14 protein-coding genes are annotated in these 13,011 nt (G+C 70.2%); 9 read left to right on the top strand and 5 right to left on the bottom strand.

The genetic code is table 11. From position 1 onward, the window contains the following. Positions 1 to 5: 5 nt before the first annotated feature. The 3 genes from NR798_RS24330 to NR798_RS24320 form a co-directional block, all read right to left on the bottom strand. Positions 6 to 1,184, bottom strand: coding sequence for a fatty acid desaturase family protein (locus NR798_RS24330; RefSeq protein WP_375764866.1), 1,179 nt, complete (start codon positions 1,182 to 1,184; stop codon positions 6 to 8). A gap of 115 nt (positions 1,185 to 1,299) precedes the next feature. Next, positions 1,300 to 2,133 (bottom strand): hypothetical protein, encoded by an 834-nt coding sequence (locus tag NR798_RS24325; RefSeq protein WP_375764865.1) that lies wholly within the window; start codon positions 2,131 to 2,133, stop codon positions 1,300 to 1,302. 145 nt (positions 2,134 to 2,278) lie between these two features. Continuing rightward, a complete protein-coding gene (locus NR798_RS24320) occupies positions 2,279 to 2,815 on the bottom strand; it encodes a ferritin-like domain-containing protein (protein WP_375764864.1) in 537 nt (178 codons plus the stop codon). An 87-nt stretch (positions 2,816 to 2,902) separates the two neighbouring features. Here NR798_RS24320 and NR798_RS24315 point away from each other — a divergent pair, with 87 nt between their 5' ends. After that, a complete protein-coding gene (locus tag NR798_RS24315; RefSeq protein WP_375764863.1) occupies positions 2,903 to 3,805 on the top strand; it encodes a LysR family transcriptional regulator in 903 nt (300 codons plus the stop codon). Between the two features lie 25 nt (positions 3,806 to 3,830). Here the strand turns inward: NR798_RS24315 and NR798_RS24310 are convergent, their stop codons facing one another. Both NR798_RS24310 and NR798_RS24305 read right to left on the bottom strand, forming a co-directional pair. Next, the gene (locus NR798_RS24310) at positions 3,831 to 4,349 is read right to left on the bottom strand and encodes a cytochrome c (protein ID WP_375764862.1); all 519 of its coding nucleotides are present in this window, start codon (positions 4,347 to 4,349) and stop codon (positions 3,831 to 3,833) included. Between the two features lie 22 nt (positions 4,350 to 4,371). After that, a complete protein-coding gene (locus NR798_RS24305) occupies positions 4,372 to 4,689 on the bottom strand; it encodes a hypothetical protein (RefSeq protein ID WP_375764861.1) in 318 nt (105 codons plus the stop codon). A gap of 120 nt (positions 4,690 to 4,809) precedes the next feature. On the opposite strand from NR798_RS24305, the gene sppA reads away from it, so the two are divergent. From sppA to NR798_RS24265, 8 genes are all read left to right on the top strand, one after another. After that, positions 4,810 to 6,510 (top strand): signal peptide peptidase SppA, encoded by a 1,701-nt coding sequence (sppA, locus tag NR798_RS24300; protein ID WP_375764860.1) that lies wholly within the window; start codon positions 4,810 to 4,812, stop codon positions 6,508 to 6,510. 15 nt (positions 6,511 to 6,525) lie between these two features. Next, positions 6,526 to 7,719: a zf-TFIIB domain-containing protein gene (locus NR798_RS24295; protein ID WP_375764859.1), complete on the top strand. Its 1,194-nt coding sequence runs from the start codon at positions 6,526 to 6,528 to the stop codon at positions 7,717 to 7,719. A 106-nt stretch (positions 7,720 to 7,825) separates the two neighbouring features. After that, positions 7,826 to 8,902 carry an iron-sulfur cluster carrier protein ApbC gene (apbC, locus tag NR798_RS24290; protein WP_375764858.1) on the top strand — a complete coding sequence of 359 codons (1,077 nt, stop codon included), beginning with the start codon at positions 7,826 to 7,828 and terminating at the stop codon, positions 8,900 to 8,902. A gap of 30 nt (positions 8,903 to 8,932) precedes the next feature. After that, positions 8,933 to 9,415, top strand: coding sequence for a hypothetical protein (locus tag NR798_RS24285; protein WP_375764857.1), 483 nt, complete (start codon positions 8,933 to 8,935; stop codon positions 9,413 to 9,415). Positions 9,416 to 9,419: 4 nt separating this feature from the next. Continuing rightward, positions 9,420 to 9,833 (top strand): hypothetical protein, encoded by a 414-nt coding sequence (locus NR798_RS24280; protein ID WP_375764856.1) that lies wholly within the window; start codon positions 9,420 to 9,422, stop codon positions 9,831 to 9,833. A gap of 67 nt (positions 9,834 to 9,900) precedes the next feature. Next, positions 9,901 to 10,749: a 3-hydroxyacyl-CoA dehydrogenase family protein gene (locus tag NR798_RS24275; protein WP_375764855.1), complete on the top strand. Its 849-nt coding sequence runs from the start codon at positions 9,901 to 9,903 to the stop codon at positions 10,747 to 10,749. 172 nt (positions 10,750 to 10,921) lie between these two features. After that, positions 10,922 to 11,698, top strand: a complete 777-nt coding sequence (locus NR798_RS24270) for an enoyl-CoA hydratase/isomerase family protein (RefSeq protein WP_375764854.1) — start codon at positions 10,922 to 10,924, stop codon at positions 11,696 to 11,698. A 156-nt stretch (positions 11,699 to 11,854) separates the two neighbouring features. Beyond that, positions 11,855 to 12,997, top strand: a complete 1,143-nt coding sequence (locus tag NR798_RS24265; protein ID WP_375764853.1) for an acyl-CoA dehydrogenase family protein — start codon at positions 11,855 to 11,857, stop codon at positions 12,995 to 12,997. The last annotated feature ends 14 nt before the right edge of the window (positions 12,998 to 13,011 follow it).

Below are 13,011 nucleotides of genomic sequence, written 5' to 3'. Positions count from 1 at the left end.
AGGAGCTATGCGCCGCCCGGCGGCGACACCGTGCGCATCGAGCCGCGTCCCACCATGATGTCCACCAGCTTCTTCACGCGGCGGAAGACGCCCTCCTGCACGTAGGGCACGCCGTGCTTCTCGCAGAGCGCCTTCACGCGGGGCTGCACCTGCTGGTACTTGCTCATGGGCAGGCTGGGCCAGATGTGGTGCTCGATCTGGTAGTTGAGCCAGCCGTGGAGGAAGTCGACCCCGTCGTTCCCGGTGGCGTAGTTCACCGAGCCGATCACCTGCCGCACGCAGAACTCCGCGTTGTTCTTGGCCCGGTCGTGGAACCGGTACAGGTCATCGCCCGCGTGGTTGGGCGCGATCAGCACGAAGCTCTGGAGGTTCGTGAGCAACTCGGCCAGCACGCTGTTGGCGAACACGCTCAGCACCGCCCACGCCCCGAGCGGCGCGAAGAGGGCGGGCAGCAGCACGAAGCGCAGGCCCACGTAGGGGAGGATGCACGTCCACCAGAACGCCCGGCCATCGGCGGTGAGCGGGTTGAAGGCCGTCACCAGGCGCAGGTTGCTCCCATCATCCTTCTCGCCCGCGCGCCGCCGCTCGGCCCGCCGCCACTCCAGGAAGGTGTTGGGCGCGTAGTACGTCAGCTTCCACGTGCAGGCGAAGAAGGCCACCACCGCGTACTTCGCCAGCATGGGCATGCGGGAGCTCCGCAGGAACCCGGTGTTCTCCTCCACCAGGTCCGGATCCGCCATCTCGCCCGTGCGCCCGTGGTGCAGGGCGTTGTGCTCGTGTTTCCACGCTTCGGGGTGGATCCAATCCGGCCAGTCCAGGAAGCGGCGCCACCCGGAGGCGAACGCGCGCCCGGTGCGGTGCTCGGGCATGCCGGGCACCCGGTCGTACCCGCGGTGCGTCACGTGGTGCGCCATCATCGTCCAGCGCGCCGTGTTGCCCTGGGCAATCAACAGCGCCGAGACGGGATTGGGCGCCAGCCACGCCGTCGCATAGCCGAGCACCGAGCACACCCGGCCCCAGCGCTCGATCTTCCGGAAGTGCGCGAGGTCCTCGGGCCCGAGGGACGACTCCATCTCCGTGCGCAGGGCCTGCAGGTCACGCGCGAAGGCCTCTTCATCGATGTCGAGGCCCGGAAAGGCGGAACGCGGAGGATCCTCCACGCGAATGGCGACTGCCGCAGTCATGAGGTCTGCTTGCTCCTGGAGGTACGTGCCCGGTGGGATGCCTAGCATCGCAGGGTACGGAGCCGAAGCAACAACCTCTTGGGTCCGCCCGGCTTCCGGCCGGGGAGGCGAGCCGTCAGGGTGCGCCCTTCCTCGCCCGGAGCTGCTCGAGGGCCCGCGCGAGCTGCCCGGTGTAGTCCACGCCCGTGTCCTCGTCGACGAACCGCTGGCCGGGCGCCTCGAAGTAGCCGGAGCGGGCGTAGGCCACCTTGAGGAGCCGCACCTGCTGCTCGGGCTCCAGCTCGCCCCAGCTCCGGCCCGCGTCCAGCGCCGTGCGCCAATCCGAGCCCTCCCCGAACCACTGGCTCCAGAGCGTCTCGCACACGTAGTCGGTCCCACCCGTCTGGTACTGCCAGACGTGGCCCATCTCCTGGACGAGCAGGTGCATGGGGAGATGGAGCGTGGCGGCCTCCGTCCGGGGGATGTCCCGAGGCACATAGAGGGTATGGCCGAGCACGAAGGGGCGGCCGGGCAACGAGAGCAGCCCGAGTCTCCCCACCTTCAGGCGCACCCGCTCGTAGTCGATGCTGTCCCCGAACACCTTGCGCAGCTCGGCGATCTGCCTCGGAGCGAGCCGGCCGCCCACGGGCTCGGCGCCGACGAGCGTCTGGACTCCGCTCAGCACCCGGCCGCCCAGGCTCAGCAGGACGTCCAGGGGGAGCTGGATGACGAGCTTCACCACCCCGAGGAGCAGCTCCTGGCCGCCCGTGGAGAACTTCCCCGTGAGGAGCCCCCCGAGCCCGCGCGCGAAGCACTTCACGGCACCCCACAGGTTCCGAAGCGCCCCGAGGACCACGCTCACGAGACCGGCGAGCAGGAAGGGAGGCGTCCACCTCCCGGTGACCTCGGGCGTGCCTGGAGCCAGGGCTTCAGGCGTGGATGAAGCAAGAAGAGCGGACCGGGTGCCCATGGTGCCTCCAAGAGAGCGACCAACCGAGGCTCGGCACGATCAGCAGCTCGTGCCAGGGAGGACACCCACCTCCGAGCGTCAGTGCGTGCTCTTCAGCGCACAATCCGGCGCGGCCTCGTCAGACACCCGACAGGGAGAGCCGATCTCAGGGCGACAGGCCCAGGGCGGTGCGCCCCAGTTCGTGTGCGTCACGCGTGGCCTCGAGGGCGGTGGCACCGGCCAGGGAGCGGAAGGCGCGCTCGTGGAATCGCTCCTGGGGGAGGATGCGCCGGAACACCGCGCGTACATCCTCGGGGGCCTCCGGGTCCGAGGCGATGACCTCGATGCGCTCCAGCCGCATGCGCTCCGCGTGGGCCCCCACGGCGCAGCCGCTCTCGAGATCCTGGATGGCGGCCAGCGGTTGCTCCCAGTAGCGCTCGGCCTTGTCCTGGACGGTCGGTTCAAGGCCCCGGGCGCGCAGCAGTCCGCCCACCCAGAGGGCGTGTTGGCGCTCCTGCGCGGCGATGACGGTCAGCAGCCGCCGGGCCTTCACATCGCCGTGGGCATGCGTGTCGCGCAGCGCTTCGATCCGCCCCGCCGCGGTGGCCTCCCCCCGGTATTGATCGAGCAACCAGGCCATGAGTCTGGCTGGCTCCTTCCGGGTCTCCTCCCACCACTGCTGGCTCGTCCGTGTGCCTGGCATGGCTTCCTCGCTCCTGGCCGGGGCTTCCATTTCCCTCCCGGTCACGAACACGGTACGGATCGCGTCTATCGGAGGAAACTCGGAAGAATGGATGAGCTATCGCCGCAGCCGATACTCGATGGGGAGCTCCTACGGGCCTTCGCCGCCTTCGCCGAGGTGCGCAACTTCTCGCGCGCGGCGAGGCAGGTGGGGCTCTCACAGCCGGCGCTGTTCGAGCGGGTGAAGCGGCTCGCGGATCACGTCGGCTCCCCGCTATACGAGAAGGAGGGGCGCACGCTGAGGCTGACGCCCACCGGGGTGCGGATCGCCGCCTTCGCGCGCGACATGCTCACGCGCGCGGGCAGGCTGACGGGTGAGCTCCAGGGCGATACGGCCGAGTCGGTGACGATCGCCGCGGGGGAGGGGGCGTACCTCTACCTGCTGGGGCCGGCGCTCTCCCGCTTCGCCGCCAGCGAGCGCGCCCTGCTGCGCGTCCTCACCCGGGGTGGGCCCTCGGCGTGCGAGGCCCTCCAGTCGGGCGAGGCGCACCTGGCCGTCGGCGTCTTCGACATCGTCCCGCGGGGGCTCGTGGCGAGGGATCTCCTGCGCGCGCCCCTGTGCGCCGCCTTCGCCCCCCACCACCCGTTGGCGAAGAAACGCACGGTGCGGCTGGCGGATCTCGCGGGAGAGCGGCTGATCCTCGCGCCCGAGGGCCAGCGGCAGCGGGACATCGTCGGACGCGCGGTGGCGAGCCTCGGCATGTCCGTGGCGCCTCCGGTGGAGGCGGATGGCTGGCCGATCATGCTCGCGTTCGCCGCGGCGGGCCTGGGCGTCGCGGTGGTCAATGGCATCTGCCGGCCCACGTGGGGCGCCGTGCTCCGCCCGCTGCCCGAGTTGGGCTCGGTGACGTACCGTCTGCTGCTGCGCCGCGACGCGCCTCCCTCGGAGGCACTGGAGTGGCTCGTGTCGCTCGTGGTGGAGGAGACGAGCAGGCCCATCTCCCTGGAATGAGCGAGGGCTCTTCCGAAGCGCGGGCCTACTCGCGCTTCAGGTACGCCGAGTGGCAGGAGACACACGTCTGCATGAGGAGGCCGTAGCTCTCGGCGATCGCCGCATCGTCCTTCTTCTCGGCGGCGGCGGCGAGGGCCTGGGCCCGCCTGCGCACCTCGTCCTGGAGGACGAAGAAGCGCTCGGGCAGGAAGGCGGTGGGCTCGTCCTCTCCACCGGCCTCGGGGCGCTCGAGCCGGGGCTCGGAGGCGATGTGCTGGGCGGCGGCGCGCGCCACGTCGTAGCGCAGCAGCGTCACGCCGAACATCAAGTCCCGGGCGTCCTGGCCATGGCGCGCCATCTTCTTGCGCAGCAGGGCACGGGCGGACTCGGGGAGGTAGTCCGGCGCGGGCAGGCCGGGGTTCTCCTTCGCCCCACCGGCCTTCGTCTTCGGCTTGGACGCACCCGCCTTGGGCTTCTCGGGCTCCGCGGCCGAGGCGTGCAGGAGGGCTCCCACGGACACGAAGCCCGCGAGGACCAGGGAGAGCTGGGACAGGGCTCGCTTCATGGGGAGGCCCTCGCTGGGAGTGCTACGACTGCTCTTCCTCGGAGGACTCGCCGGCCCGGGCGCTGGAGACGCCGAACGTGTTGGCCTCGGAGATCTCCTTGGTGGTGCTCCGGTACGCGCGCCAGGCGAAGGGCGCGGTCACGAGCATCGCGATGAAGCCCAGGGCGATGGCCTTCCAGGGGATGGGCTCTTCCTTGATCTGGATGTCCCGGTTGTAGGAGCTGATGTTGTACTTCGGGCGGGCGCGGGCGGCGTCACGCTCCTCCTGGGTCATTTCTTCGCCCTGGAAGGTCGGGAGCTGGCGCCGCTGGGCGAGAGCGGCACCGCCAGTAACGAGCACGAGGACCACCAGCAGACGCGAGAAGGTGAGGGGGCGCATGGCGGCGCAGCCTACCACGACCTTACAGGTGCATAGAACAGGGCTTGCTTCCCCCCGGGCGGTCCGTTAGGCGCCAGACCCGTGCGCTTCCTCGTCATCCCCCTGATCAACCTGCTGGTGCTGTTGAGAGTACTGCTGGGCCTCCCGTTCCGCCTGCTGGGGGCTCGCGGCCGGCCCGCCTATGTGCGCTTCCGGCTGGCGGGGGATCCCCCCTACCGGGAGCGGCCCCGGCGCTCGCGCCTGCCCCTGGGTCTGGGAGGGCAGGGCCGTCCCGAGCCGGCCACGGTGACCTCGCTGGAGGGCTTCCGCAAGGCGCTGGAGCTGCTGGCCAAGGACGTGAAGGTGAAGGGCATCCTCCTGGTGCTGGAGGACCTGGAGGTGCCGCCGGCCAAGCGGGAGGTGCTGGTGAAGCTGCTCGGCGACTTCCGGGCGGCGGGCAAGCGGGTGGTGGCGTGGGCGGTGAGCGTGGACAACCTGGGCTACCAGGTGATGTGCGCGGCGGACGAGGTGCTGCTGTCCCCGGCGGGGCGGCTGGACATGGTGGGCTTCGCCGCGGAGGCCACCGCGATCGGCGAGGGGCTCGGCCGGCTTGGCGTCAAGGCGCACTTCTTCCGGCGGGGCGCGTACAAGACGGCGCCGGAGCTCTTCACGCACGCGCACGTGTCGGACATCCAGCGGCAGACGATCGAGTCCTTCCTGGACGAGCGGTACGTGGACCTGGTGGACAGCGTGGCCCGGGGGCGGCGGCGCACGCCAGAGGAGGTGAGGGCGTGGATCGACTCGGGCCCCTACAGCGCGAAGCGCGCGGCGGCGGCGGGCCTCATCGACGGCACGTGTGACGAGGCGGAGCTGCCCGCGCGGCTCGGGGGCCAGAAGGAGGAAGACGAGGACGAGGAGGGCGTGGAGTCGATGCCGATGTACCTGGCGCGGCTGCCGTGGCCGCCGGTGCGCTGGCGCCCGCTGCGTCCGAGGCCCCGGCTGGGGGTGGTGCCCATCTCGGGGATGATCGTTCCGGGCAAGGGATCGCCGGGGCGGGCGGCGGGCTCGGACACGGTGGTGAAGGCGCTGCGCGCGGCGGGGCGGAACCGGAGCGTCAAGGCGGTGGTGCTGTACGTGGCGAGCCCCGGAGGCTCGGCGGTGGCCTCGGAGCTCATCCTGGAGGCGGTGCAGCGGGTGGCGAAGAAGAAGCCGGTCATCGCCTTCGTGGATCAGGTGGCGGCGAGCGGCGGGTACATGGCCGCGCTGGGGGCCAAGGAGATCTGGGCCACGCCGCACGCGGTGCTGGGCTCCATCGGCGTGTTCGCGGGGAAGTTCGACACCTCGGAGCTGATGGAGAAGCTGGGGGTGCACCGCACGCTCATCACCCGGGGGCAGACGGCGGGCATCTTCTCGAGCTCGCGGGGCTTCACCGAGCACGAGCGGGCCTTGATGGAGGGCGAGATGGAGGAGACGTACCAGGCCTTCCTCGAGCACGTGGCGAAGGCGCGGGGCCGGACGAAGGAGGAGATCCACGCGCTGGGGGAGGGACGGGTGTTCAGCGGCACGCGCGCGCTCGGGGTGGGGCTGGTGGACAAGATGGGCGGCTTCGAGGAGGCCTGCCGTCACGCGATGACACTGGCGAAGGTGCCGGCGGAGCGCTTCGATCTCCAGACGTATGGGGGCGGGGACCGGGGCTTCTCGCTGCTGAAGCTGCTGCTGGGCAACGCGTCGGCGGGGGTTTATGCCCTGTGCCCAACGGCCTGGAGCCTGCTGGGGTTCAAGGGAGGGGAGCGTTTCGAGTAACCTCCCGGCCCGCCCATGGCGCGCCCCTGTCCCCTCTGCGAGAAAGAGCTGCTGCGTCCCTTGCGCGTCTCCCAAGTGGAAATCGACACCTGCCCGCGCTGTCACGGTCTCTGGTTCGACCGGGGCGAGCTGGAGCGTTTCCCGGACAGGCTGCCGGCGCGGAGCTTCCTGGCCATGAAGGGCCAGAGCTTCTCGCGGTGCCGGAAGGGGCACCCGGTGGGACGCGCCGAGGCGGTCTGTCCCACGTGCCGGAGCGAGCCCGTGCGCTGTCCGGCCTGTGCCGAGCGTCTGCGGCGGGTGGTGACGAGCGCCAGCCCCGTCGACGTGTGTCCCTCGTGCGAGGGCGTCTGGCTGGACGCGGGCGCCTTCGAGGCCCTGGCGGGCGTGACGGACACCCGGCCTCCGCCCGCGCCCGTGGTGATGCCCCAGGCCCGGTCCGCGACGGCGGCGGCCATGGAGTGCTCGCGCTGCGGGGTGGGGCTCCAGGTCTCGGAGGCCTATGCGTACGATGGTGACGTGTATTGCGGCGCGTGCCGGCCGCCGGGCTCCGTCTCGGGGGCGGCGATGAAGAAGGGCACGCCGGGAGGCCCGTTGCGCAGGGCGCTGGGCGCGTTGTCCACCCTGTCCCTGGCCTTCTCCCTGGTGGCCACGGGCTGCGCGCACACTCCGGGCCCCTCCGAGGTGGCGGCGTCCTACGCCCGGGCGCTGGAGGAGAACCGGCTGGCGGACGCCTACGCCCTGACGAGCGCACCACCGGAGGCCCAGCCCGGGTTCCTCGAGCACTACGCGGACGCCTCGGTCCGCCAGGCGCGGGTGAAGGAGGTGCGCACGGCCCTGCCGGAGCTCCAGGCGCGAGCCCCGGCCCTCACCCTGGTGCAGGCGAAGGAGGGCTGGCGGGTCGTCGAGGAGAAGCCGGAGGACGCGCCCCGGGCCGCCCTGAGGGGCTTCCTGGAGGCGGTGGGGGCGGGCAACTGGGACAGGGCCTGGTCGCTGCTGAGCGAGCCCCTGCGTGCCCGCTATACCCCCGAGCGCCTGCGCGAGGACTTCAAGCGCGAGCCCCAGTCGGCCGAGCGGGTCCGCCGGGCGCGGCTCGCCCTGGAGGGGGACGTACGGGTGACGGGCGCGGGGGCGGAGTTCCCGATTGGCCAGGACCGGGCGGTGCGGCTGGTCCGGGAAGCAGGCGAGTACCGGGTGGCCGCGATCGAATGAGAAGCGGTGCGGCCAGGAGTGCGAGAGATTAGACGAGGTTGACACCGGGGGGGCTGCTGGCTATCTCCGCGCGCCCCCCCGGCTTCAAAGGATTCAGGTACTCCAGATGAGTGTTTCCGAGCGCGACATCCTCGCGGCGATGTCGAAGGTGATGGATCCCGAGCTGCACATCGACCTCGTGAAGGCCGGGATGGTGAAGGACGTCCGCGTGGACGGCGACAAGGCGAAGCTCAAGATCGAGCTGACCACGCCGGCCTGCCCGATGAAGGGGAAGATCCAGGCGGACGCCGAGGCGGCGCTCAAGCAGGTGCCCGGGCTGAAGACGTTCGACATCGAGTGGGGCGCGCAGGTGCGCTCGGCGCCGAACGCCGGGGGGCAGGCGATCCTCCCGCAGGTGAAGAACGTGATCCTCGTCGGCGCCGGCAAGGGCGGCGTGGGGAAGAGCACGGTGTCGGTGAACCTGGCGGCGGCGCTGGCGCGCGACGGCGCGAAGGTGGGCCTGCTGGACGCGGACTTCTATGGCCCCTCGGTGCCGCTGATGACGGGCATCACCGAGAAGCCGGTGAGCCCGGATGGCAAGTCGCTGCTGCCGCTGGAGAAGCACGGGCTGAAGGTGATGTCGATCGGCTTCCTGGTGGAGGCGGATCAGGCACTCATCTGGCGCGGTCCCATGCTGCACGGCGCGCTGATGCAGCTGGTGCGCGACGTGCGCTGGGGCGAGCTGGACTACCTGGTGCTGGATCTGCCGCCGGGCACGGGTGACGTGGCGCTGTCGCTGTCGCAATCGGTGAAGGCCTCGGGCGCGGTGCTGGTGACGACGCCGCAGGACGTGGCGCTGGCGGACGTGGTGCGCGCCAAGCAGATGTTCGACAAGGTGCACATCCCTGTGCTGGGCATCGTGGAGAACATGAGCCAGTTCGTGTGCCCGCACTGCTCGAAGGCCACGCCCATCTTCAACCGGGGCGGCGGCCGCAAGGCGGCCGAGATGTTCAGCATCCCGTTCCTGGGGGAGATTCCCCTGGAGCTGAAGATCCGCGAGGCGGGTGACGCGGGCGTGCCGGTGGTGATCAGCCACCCGGAGAGCGCCGAGGCCCAGGCCTTCACGGCGATGGCGCGCAACATCGCGGGCCGCGTGTCCACCGAGAACATGCGGGTGGCGGTGAAGCTGCCGGTGATACGCTAGGCGTACTCCCCGCGAACCCCGAGGAACCCCATGGCGTCCGGCAAGGCCCCCGAAGACGACAACGACGACTTCGATCCGCTGCTCGGAGACGAGCCGGAGCGGGAGGGTTCCCGGGCGGGCTTCGTGCCCGAGTTCGTGCGCAAGGTGGCGGTGGCGGGACTGGGTGCCCTCTTCATGACGGAGGAGGGCATCCGCTCGCTGGCCGGCCAGCTGAAGCTGCCCAAGGAGGTGCTCGGCTACATCCTCGGGCAGGCGGAGAAGACGAAGGACGAGGTGGGCCGGGTCGTCTCCGAGGAGCTGCGGCGCTTCCTCCAGTCGGAGAAGCTGCGCGACGAGCTGCTCAAGGTGGTGTCGGGGATGACCATCGAGGTGAAGGCGCAGATCCGCCTGGTGCCTCACGAGGAGCGCGAGGACGGTGAAGCGGGCGAGGCGGGCACGCCGGGCCGGACCAAGGTGACCGTCAGCGAGCTGCACACGCGCCGCGGCGGCAAGAAGGCCGCGAAGAAGGAATGAAGACGTGGAGGGCGAGGGGCCGCGGCAGCGGAACTGGCGTCGACACCCGCTGCTGAGGCGGCTGCCGTTCCTCCTGGTGGCGGCGCTGGGCCTGTGGTTGTGGAAGGGCCCGGACGCCCCCGCGCAGCGGGAGTTGGTGTGGCGCCTGGAGGGCCCGGGCTGGAGCGAGATCCGGGCGCTCGACTTCCAGGTGAAGAACGCGCAGGGCGAGCTGGTGAAGCGCGAGACGCGCTCCTTCCAGGCGGGCGCGCCGGGCGAGCTCAGCCTGACGACGGACCTGCCCTCGGGGACGTACGAAGTGTGGGTGTTCGCCCGAGGCGAGAGCGGACCCTCGCGGCCCCCCCGTGTGGAGCGGCTGACACTCGGGGACGAGGATGTGCGCGTCGAGCGGGGACTGCGGGTGCCCGTGAGCCGTTGACCGGTGGGGGTGCCAGGGCTATAGCGCGCCCGGTTCCTCGTTTACCGAGCAAGGGGTCTCGAACGCCATGGCATCGGAGCACATCATCGTCGTCGGGGCAGGGCAGATGGGGTCGGGCATCGCCCAGGTGGCGCTGCAGGCTGGCCTGCGGGTCACCCTGGTGGACGTCTCGAAGGAGGGTCTCGCCAAGGGGGCCGAGCGCATCAAGACCGGCCTGAAGAAGCTGGTGGAGAAGGGCAAGCTGGACGCGGCCCGGCTCGAGGCGGCCAACACCAACCTCGCCACCGCCACCAGCGCCACCGAGGTGAAGGACGTGGACTTCGCCATCGAGGCGGTGACGGAGAACGAGGACCTCAAGCGCCGCATCTTCCTGGAGCTGGACGCCGTGGTGAAGCCGGGCGGGATTCTGGCCACCAACACCTCGTCCATCCCCATCACCCGCATCGCCGCGGCGACGAAGCGCCCCGAGAACGTCATCGGCATGCACTTCATGAACCCGGTGCCGGTGATGCAGCTGGTGGAGCTGATCCGGGGCGCGGCGACGTCGGACGCGACCTATCAGACGACCAAGGCGCTGGCCGAGAAGATGGGGAAGACCACGGTGGTGTCCAAGGACTTCCCGGGCTTCATCGTGAACCGCATCCTCATCCCGATGCTCAACGAGGCCTGCTTCGCGCTGCAGGAGGGCCTGGGGACGGCGGAGGACATCGACACGGCGATGAAGCTGGGCACCAACCAGCCCATGGGCCCGCTGCAGCTGGCGGACTTCATCGGCCTGGACACGGTGCTCTACATCGCCGAGGTCCTCCACAAGGGCCTGGGTGACGACAAGTACCGCCCGAGCCCCCTGCTGCGGCAGTACGTGGACGCCGGCTGGTACGGCAAGAAGAGCGGCCGCGGTTTCTACAAGTATTGAACCCCTGATCCAGGCACCCTCACCCCGACCCTCTCCCGAGGGGAGAGGGGAAGGGCGCGCGATACCCCAGACACAGGTACCCCAGACACCCTCGCCAACGAACACCCCTCTCCCTCCGGGAGAGGGTCGGGGTGAGGGTGCCCGTCACCGTCTTCCCACCCTGAGGATCCCCATGGCCTACGAGAACATCCGGCTGGAGACCGAGGACGGCATCGCCCTCCTCACCATCGATCGTCCCAAGGCGCTCAACGCCCTCAACAGCAAGACGCTCCAGGAGCTCGAGTCCGCGTTCACCTCGCTGCCCGCCACGGTCCGCGCGCTCATCATCACGGGCGGCGGCGACAAGGCCTTCGTGGCCGGTGCGGACATCTCGGAGATGGCGTCCATCGGCGCGGCGCAGGCGCGCGAGTTCGCCGCCCTGGGCCACCGCGCCTTCCAGACGCTCGAGCAGCTTCCCATCCCCACCATCGCCGCGGTGAATGGCTTCGCGCTCGGCGGCGGGTGCGAGCTGGCCCTCGCGTGCGATCTCATCTACGCCTCGGAGAAGGCGAAGCTGGGCCTGCCCGAGGTGAGCCTCGGCGTCATCCCGGGCTTCGGCGGCACGCAGCGGCTCACCCGCGTGGTGGGCAAGATGCGCGCGAAGGAGCTCGTCTTCACCGGTGAGCGCCTGGACGCGGCCAAGGCCAAGGAGATCGGCCTGGTCCTCGACGTCCTGCCGGCGGATCAGCTCCTGGCCCACTGCAAGGCGGTGGCGGGGAAGATGCTCAAGAACGGCCCGCTGGCCATCTCCCAGGCCAAGCGCGTCATCGAGTTCGGCGCGGACCAGGATCTCCGCGCGGCCAACGAGCTGGAGCGCCAGGGCTTCGCGGTGCTCTTCGGCTCGGAGGACCAGAAGGAGGGCATGAAGGCCTTCCTTGAGAAGCGTCCCGCCGGCTTCACCGGCAAGTAGTCCGGTAACGGATGGCTCCCCGGGGTGCCCCGGGGGCCTGCGGGCAGACTAATGGGCTCGGCAACTCGCGCTTGCCTGCCCCTCTTGCAATCGCTGTTCCCAGGCGCGAAGCCCCGTATAAGTACCCCGCGCCCTTCTTTCCCGATCAGGAGTGCCATGAACTTCGAGCTGACCGACGTCCAGCGCGAGATCCAGCGGATGTGCCGCGAGTTCGCCTCGCGTGAGCTGACCCCCAACGCCCGCAAGTGGGACGAGACGCACCAGTGGCCCACCGACGCGGTGAAGAAGCTGGCCGAGCTGTCGCTGCTCGGCGTGGCGGTGCCCGAGCAGTACGGCGGCGCGGGGCTGGACAACGTCTGCTACGCGCTGGCCATGGAGGAGATCAGCCGCGGTTGCGCTTCCACCGGCGTCATCATGAGCGTGAACAACTCGCTCTACTGCGATCCGGTGATGAAGTTCGGCACCGAGGCGCAGAAGGCCGAGTTCCTCACCCCCTTCGCCCGGGGCGAGAAGCTGGGCTGCTTCGGCCTCACCGAGCCCGAGGCGGGCAGCGACGCGGCCTCCCAGAAGACCGTCGCAGTGCGCCGCGGTGACGAGTACGTCATCAACGGCTCGAAGAACTGGATCACCAACGGCCCCAAGGCGGACGCCATCGTGCTCTTCACGATGACGAACAAGGAGGCGGGCAACAAGGGCATCACCGCGTTCCTCGTCCCCACCAACACCCCGGGCTTCATCCGCGCCGAGCCGGACAAGAAGATGGGCATCAGCGCGGCGCACTCCTGCAGCATGTTCTTCGAGGACATGCGCGTGCCGGCCAAGAACATGCTGGGCAAGGAGGGCGACGGCTTCAAGGTGGCCATGAGCACCCTGGACGGTGGCCGCATCGGCATCGCCTCGCAGGCCCTCGGCATCGCCCGCGCGGCCTTCGAGGAGGCGGTGCGCTACTCGGGCGAGCGCAAGACGTTCGGCAAGGCCATCCGCGAGCACCAGGCCATCCAGTTCATGATCGCCGACATGGCCACGGAGATCGACGCGGCCCGGCTGCTCGTGCTGCGCGCGGCGCTGCTCAAGGACAAGGGCGTGCGCCACTCGGCCGAGAGCGCCATGGCCAAGCTGTACGCCAGCGAGATGGCCAGCCGCGTGGCCAACAAGGCCCTGCAGGTCCACGGCGGCATGGGTTACTCCAAGGAGATGGACGCCGAGCGCCACGTGCGCGACGCGCGCATCACCGAAATCTACGAGGGGACGAGCGAGATCCAGCGCATCGTCATCTCGGCCAACCTGCTGAAGGACTAGGAGTCGCGTTGTCC

The organism is Archangium gephyra (assembly GCF_042230915.1).
GTDB lineage: Bacteria > Myxococcota > Myxococcia > Myxococcales > Myxococcaceae > Archangium > Archangium gephyra_B.
This window is presented reverse-complemented; position numbering and strand designations above follow the sequence as displayed.

What these genes read in the sequence shown, in the direction of transcription:
- NR798_RS24325 (WP_375764865.1), bottom strand. Translation starts at nt 2,133, where the DNA reads ATGGGCACCCGGTCCGCTCTTCTTGCTTCATCCACGCCTGAAGCCCTG.
- NR798_RS24320 (WP_375764864.1), bottom strand. Translation starts at nt 2,815, where the DNA reads ATGCCAGGCACACGGACGAGCCAGCAGTGGTGGGAGGAGACCCGGAAG.
- NR798_RS24285 (WP_375764857.1), top strand. Translation starts at nt 8,933, where the DNA reads ATGGCGTCCGGCAAGGCCCCCGAAGACGACAACGACGACTTCGATCCG.
- NR798_RS24265 (WP_375764853.1), top strand. Translation starts at nt 11,855, where the DNA reads ATGAACTTCGAGCTGACCGACGTCCAGCGCGAGATCCAGCGGATGTGC.
- NR798_RS24310 (WP_375764862.1), bottom strand. Translation starts at nt 4,349, where the DNA reads ATGAAGCGAGCCCTGTCCCAGCTCTCCCTGGTCCTCGCGGGCTTCGTG.
- NR798_RS24295 (WP_375764859.1), top strand. Translation starts at nt 6,526, where the DNA reads ATGGCGCGCCCCTGTCCCCTCTGCGAGAAAGAGCTGCTGCGTCCCTTG.
- NR798_RS24330 (WP_375764866.1), bottom strand. Translation starts at nt 1,184, where the DNA reads ATGACTGCGGCAGTCGCCATTCGCGTGGAGGATCCTCCGCGTTCCGCC.
- apbC (WP_375764858.1), top strand. Translation starts at nt 7,826, where the DNA reads ATGAGTGTTTCCGAGCGCGACATCCTCGCGGCGATGTCGAAGGTGATG.
- NR798_RS24275 (WP_375764855.1), top strand. Translation starts at nt 9,901, where the DNA reads ATGGCATCGGAGCACATCATCGTCGTCGGGGCAGGGCAGATGGGGTCG.
- NR798_RS24270 (WP_375764854.1), top strand. Translation starts at nt 10,922, where the DNA reads ATGGCCTACGAGAACATCCGGCTGGAGACCGAGGACGGCATCGCCCTC.
- NR798_RS24315 (WP_375764863.1), top strand. Translation starts at nt 2,903, where the DNA reads ATGGATGAGCTATCGCCGCAGCCGATACTCGATGGGGAGCTCCTACGG.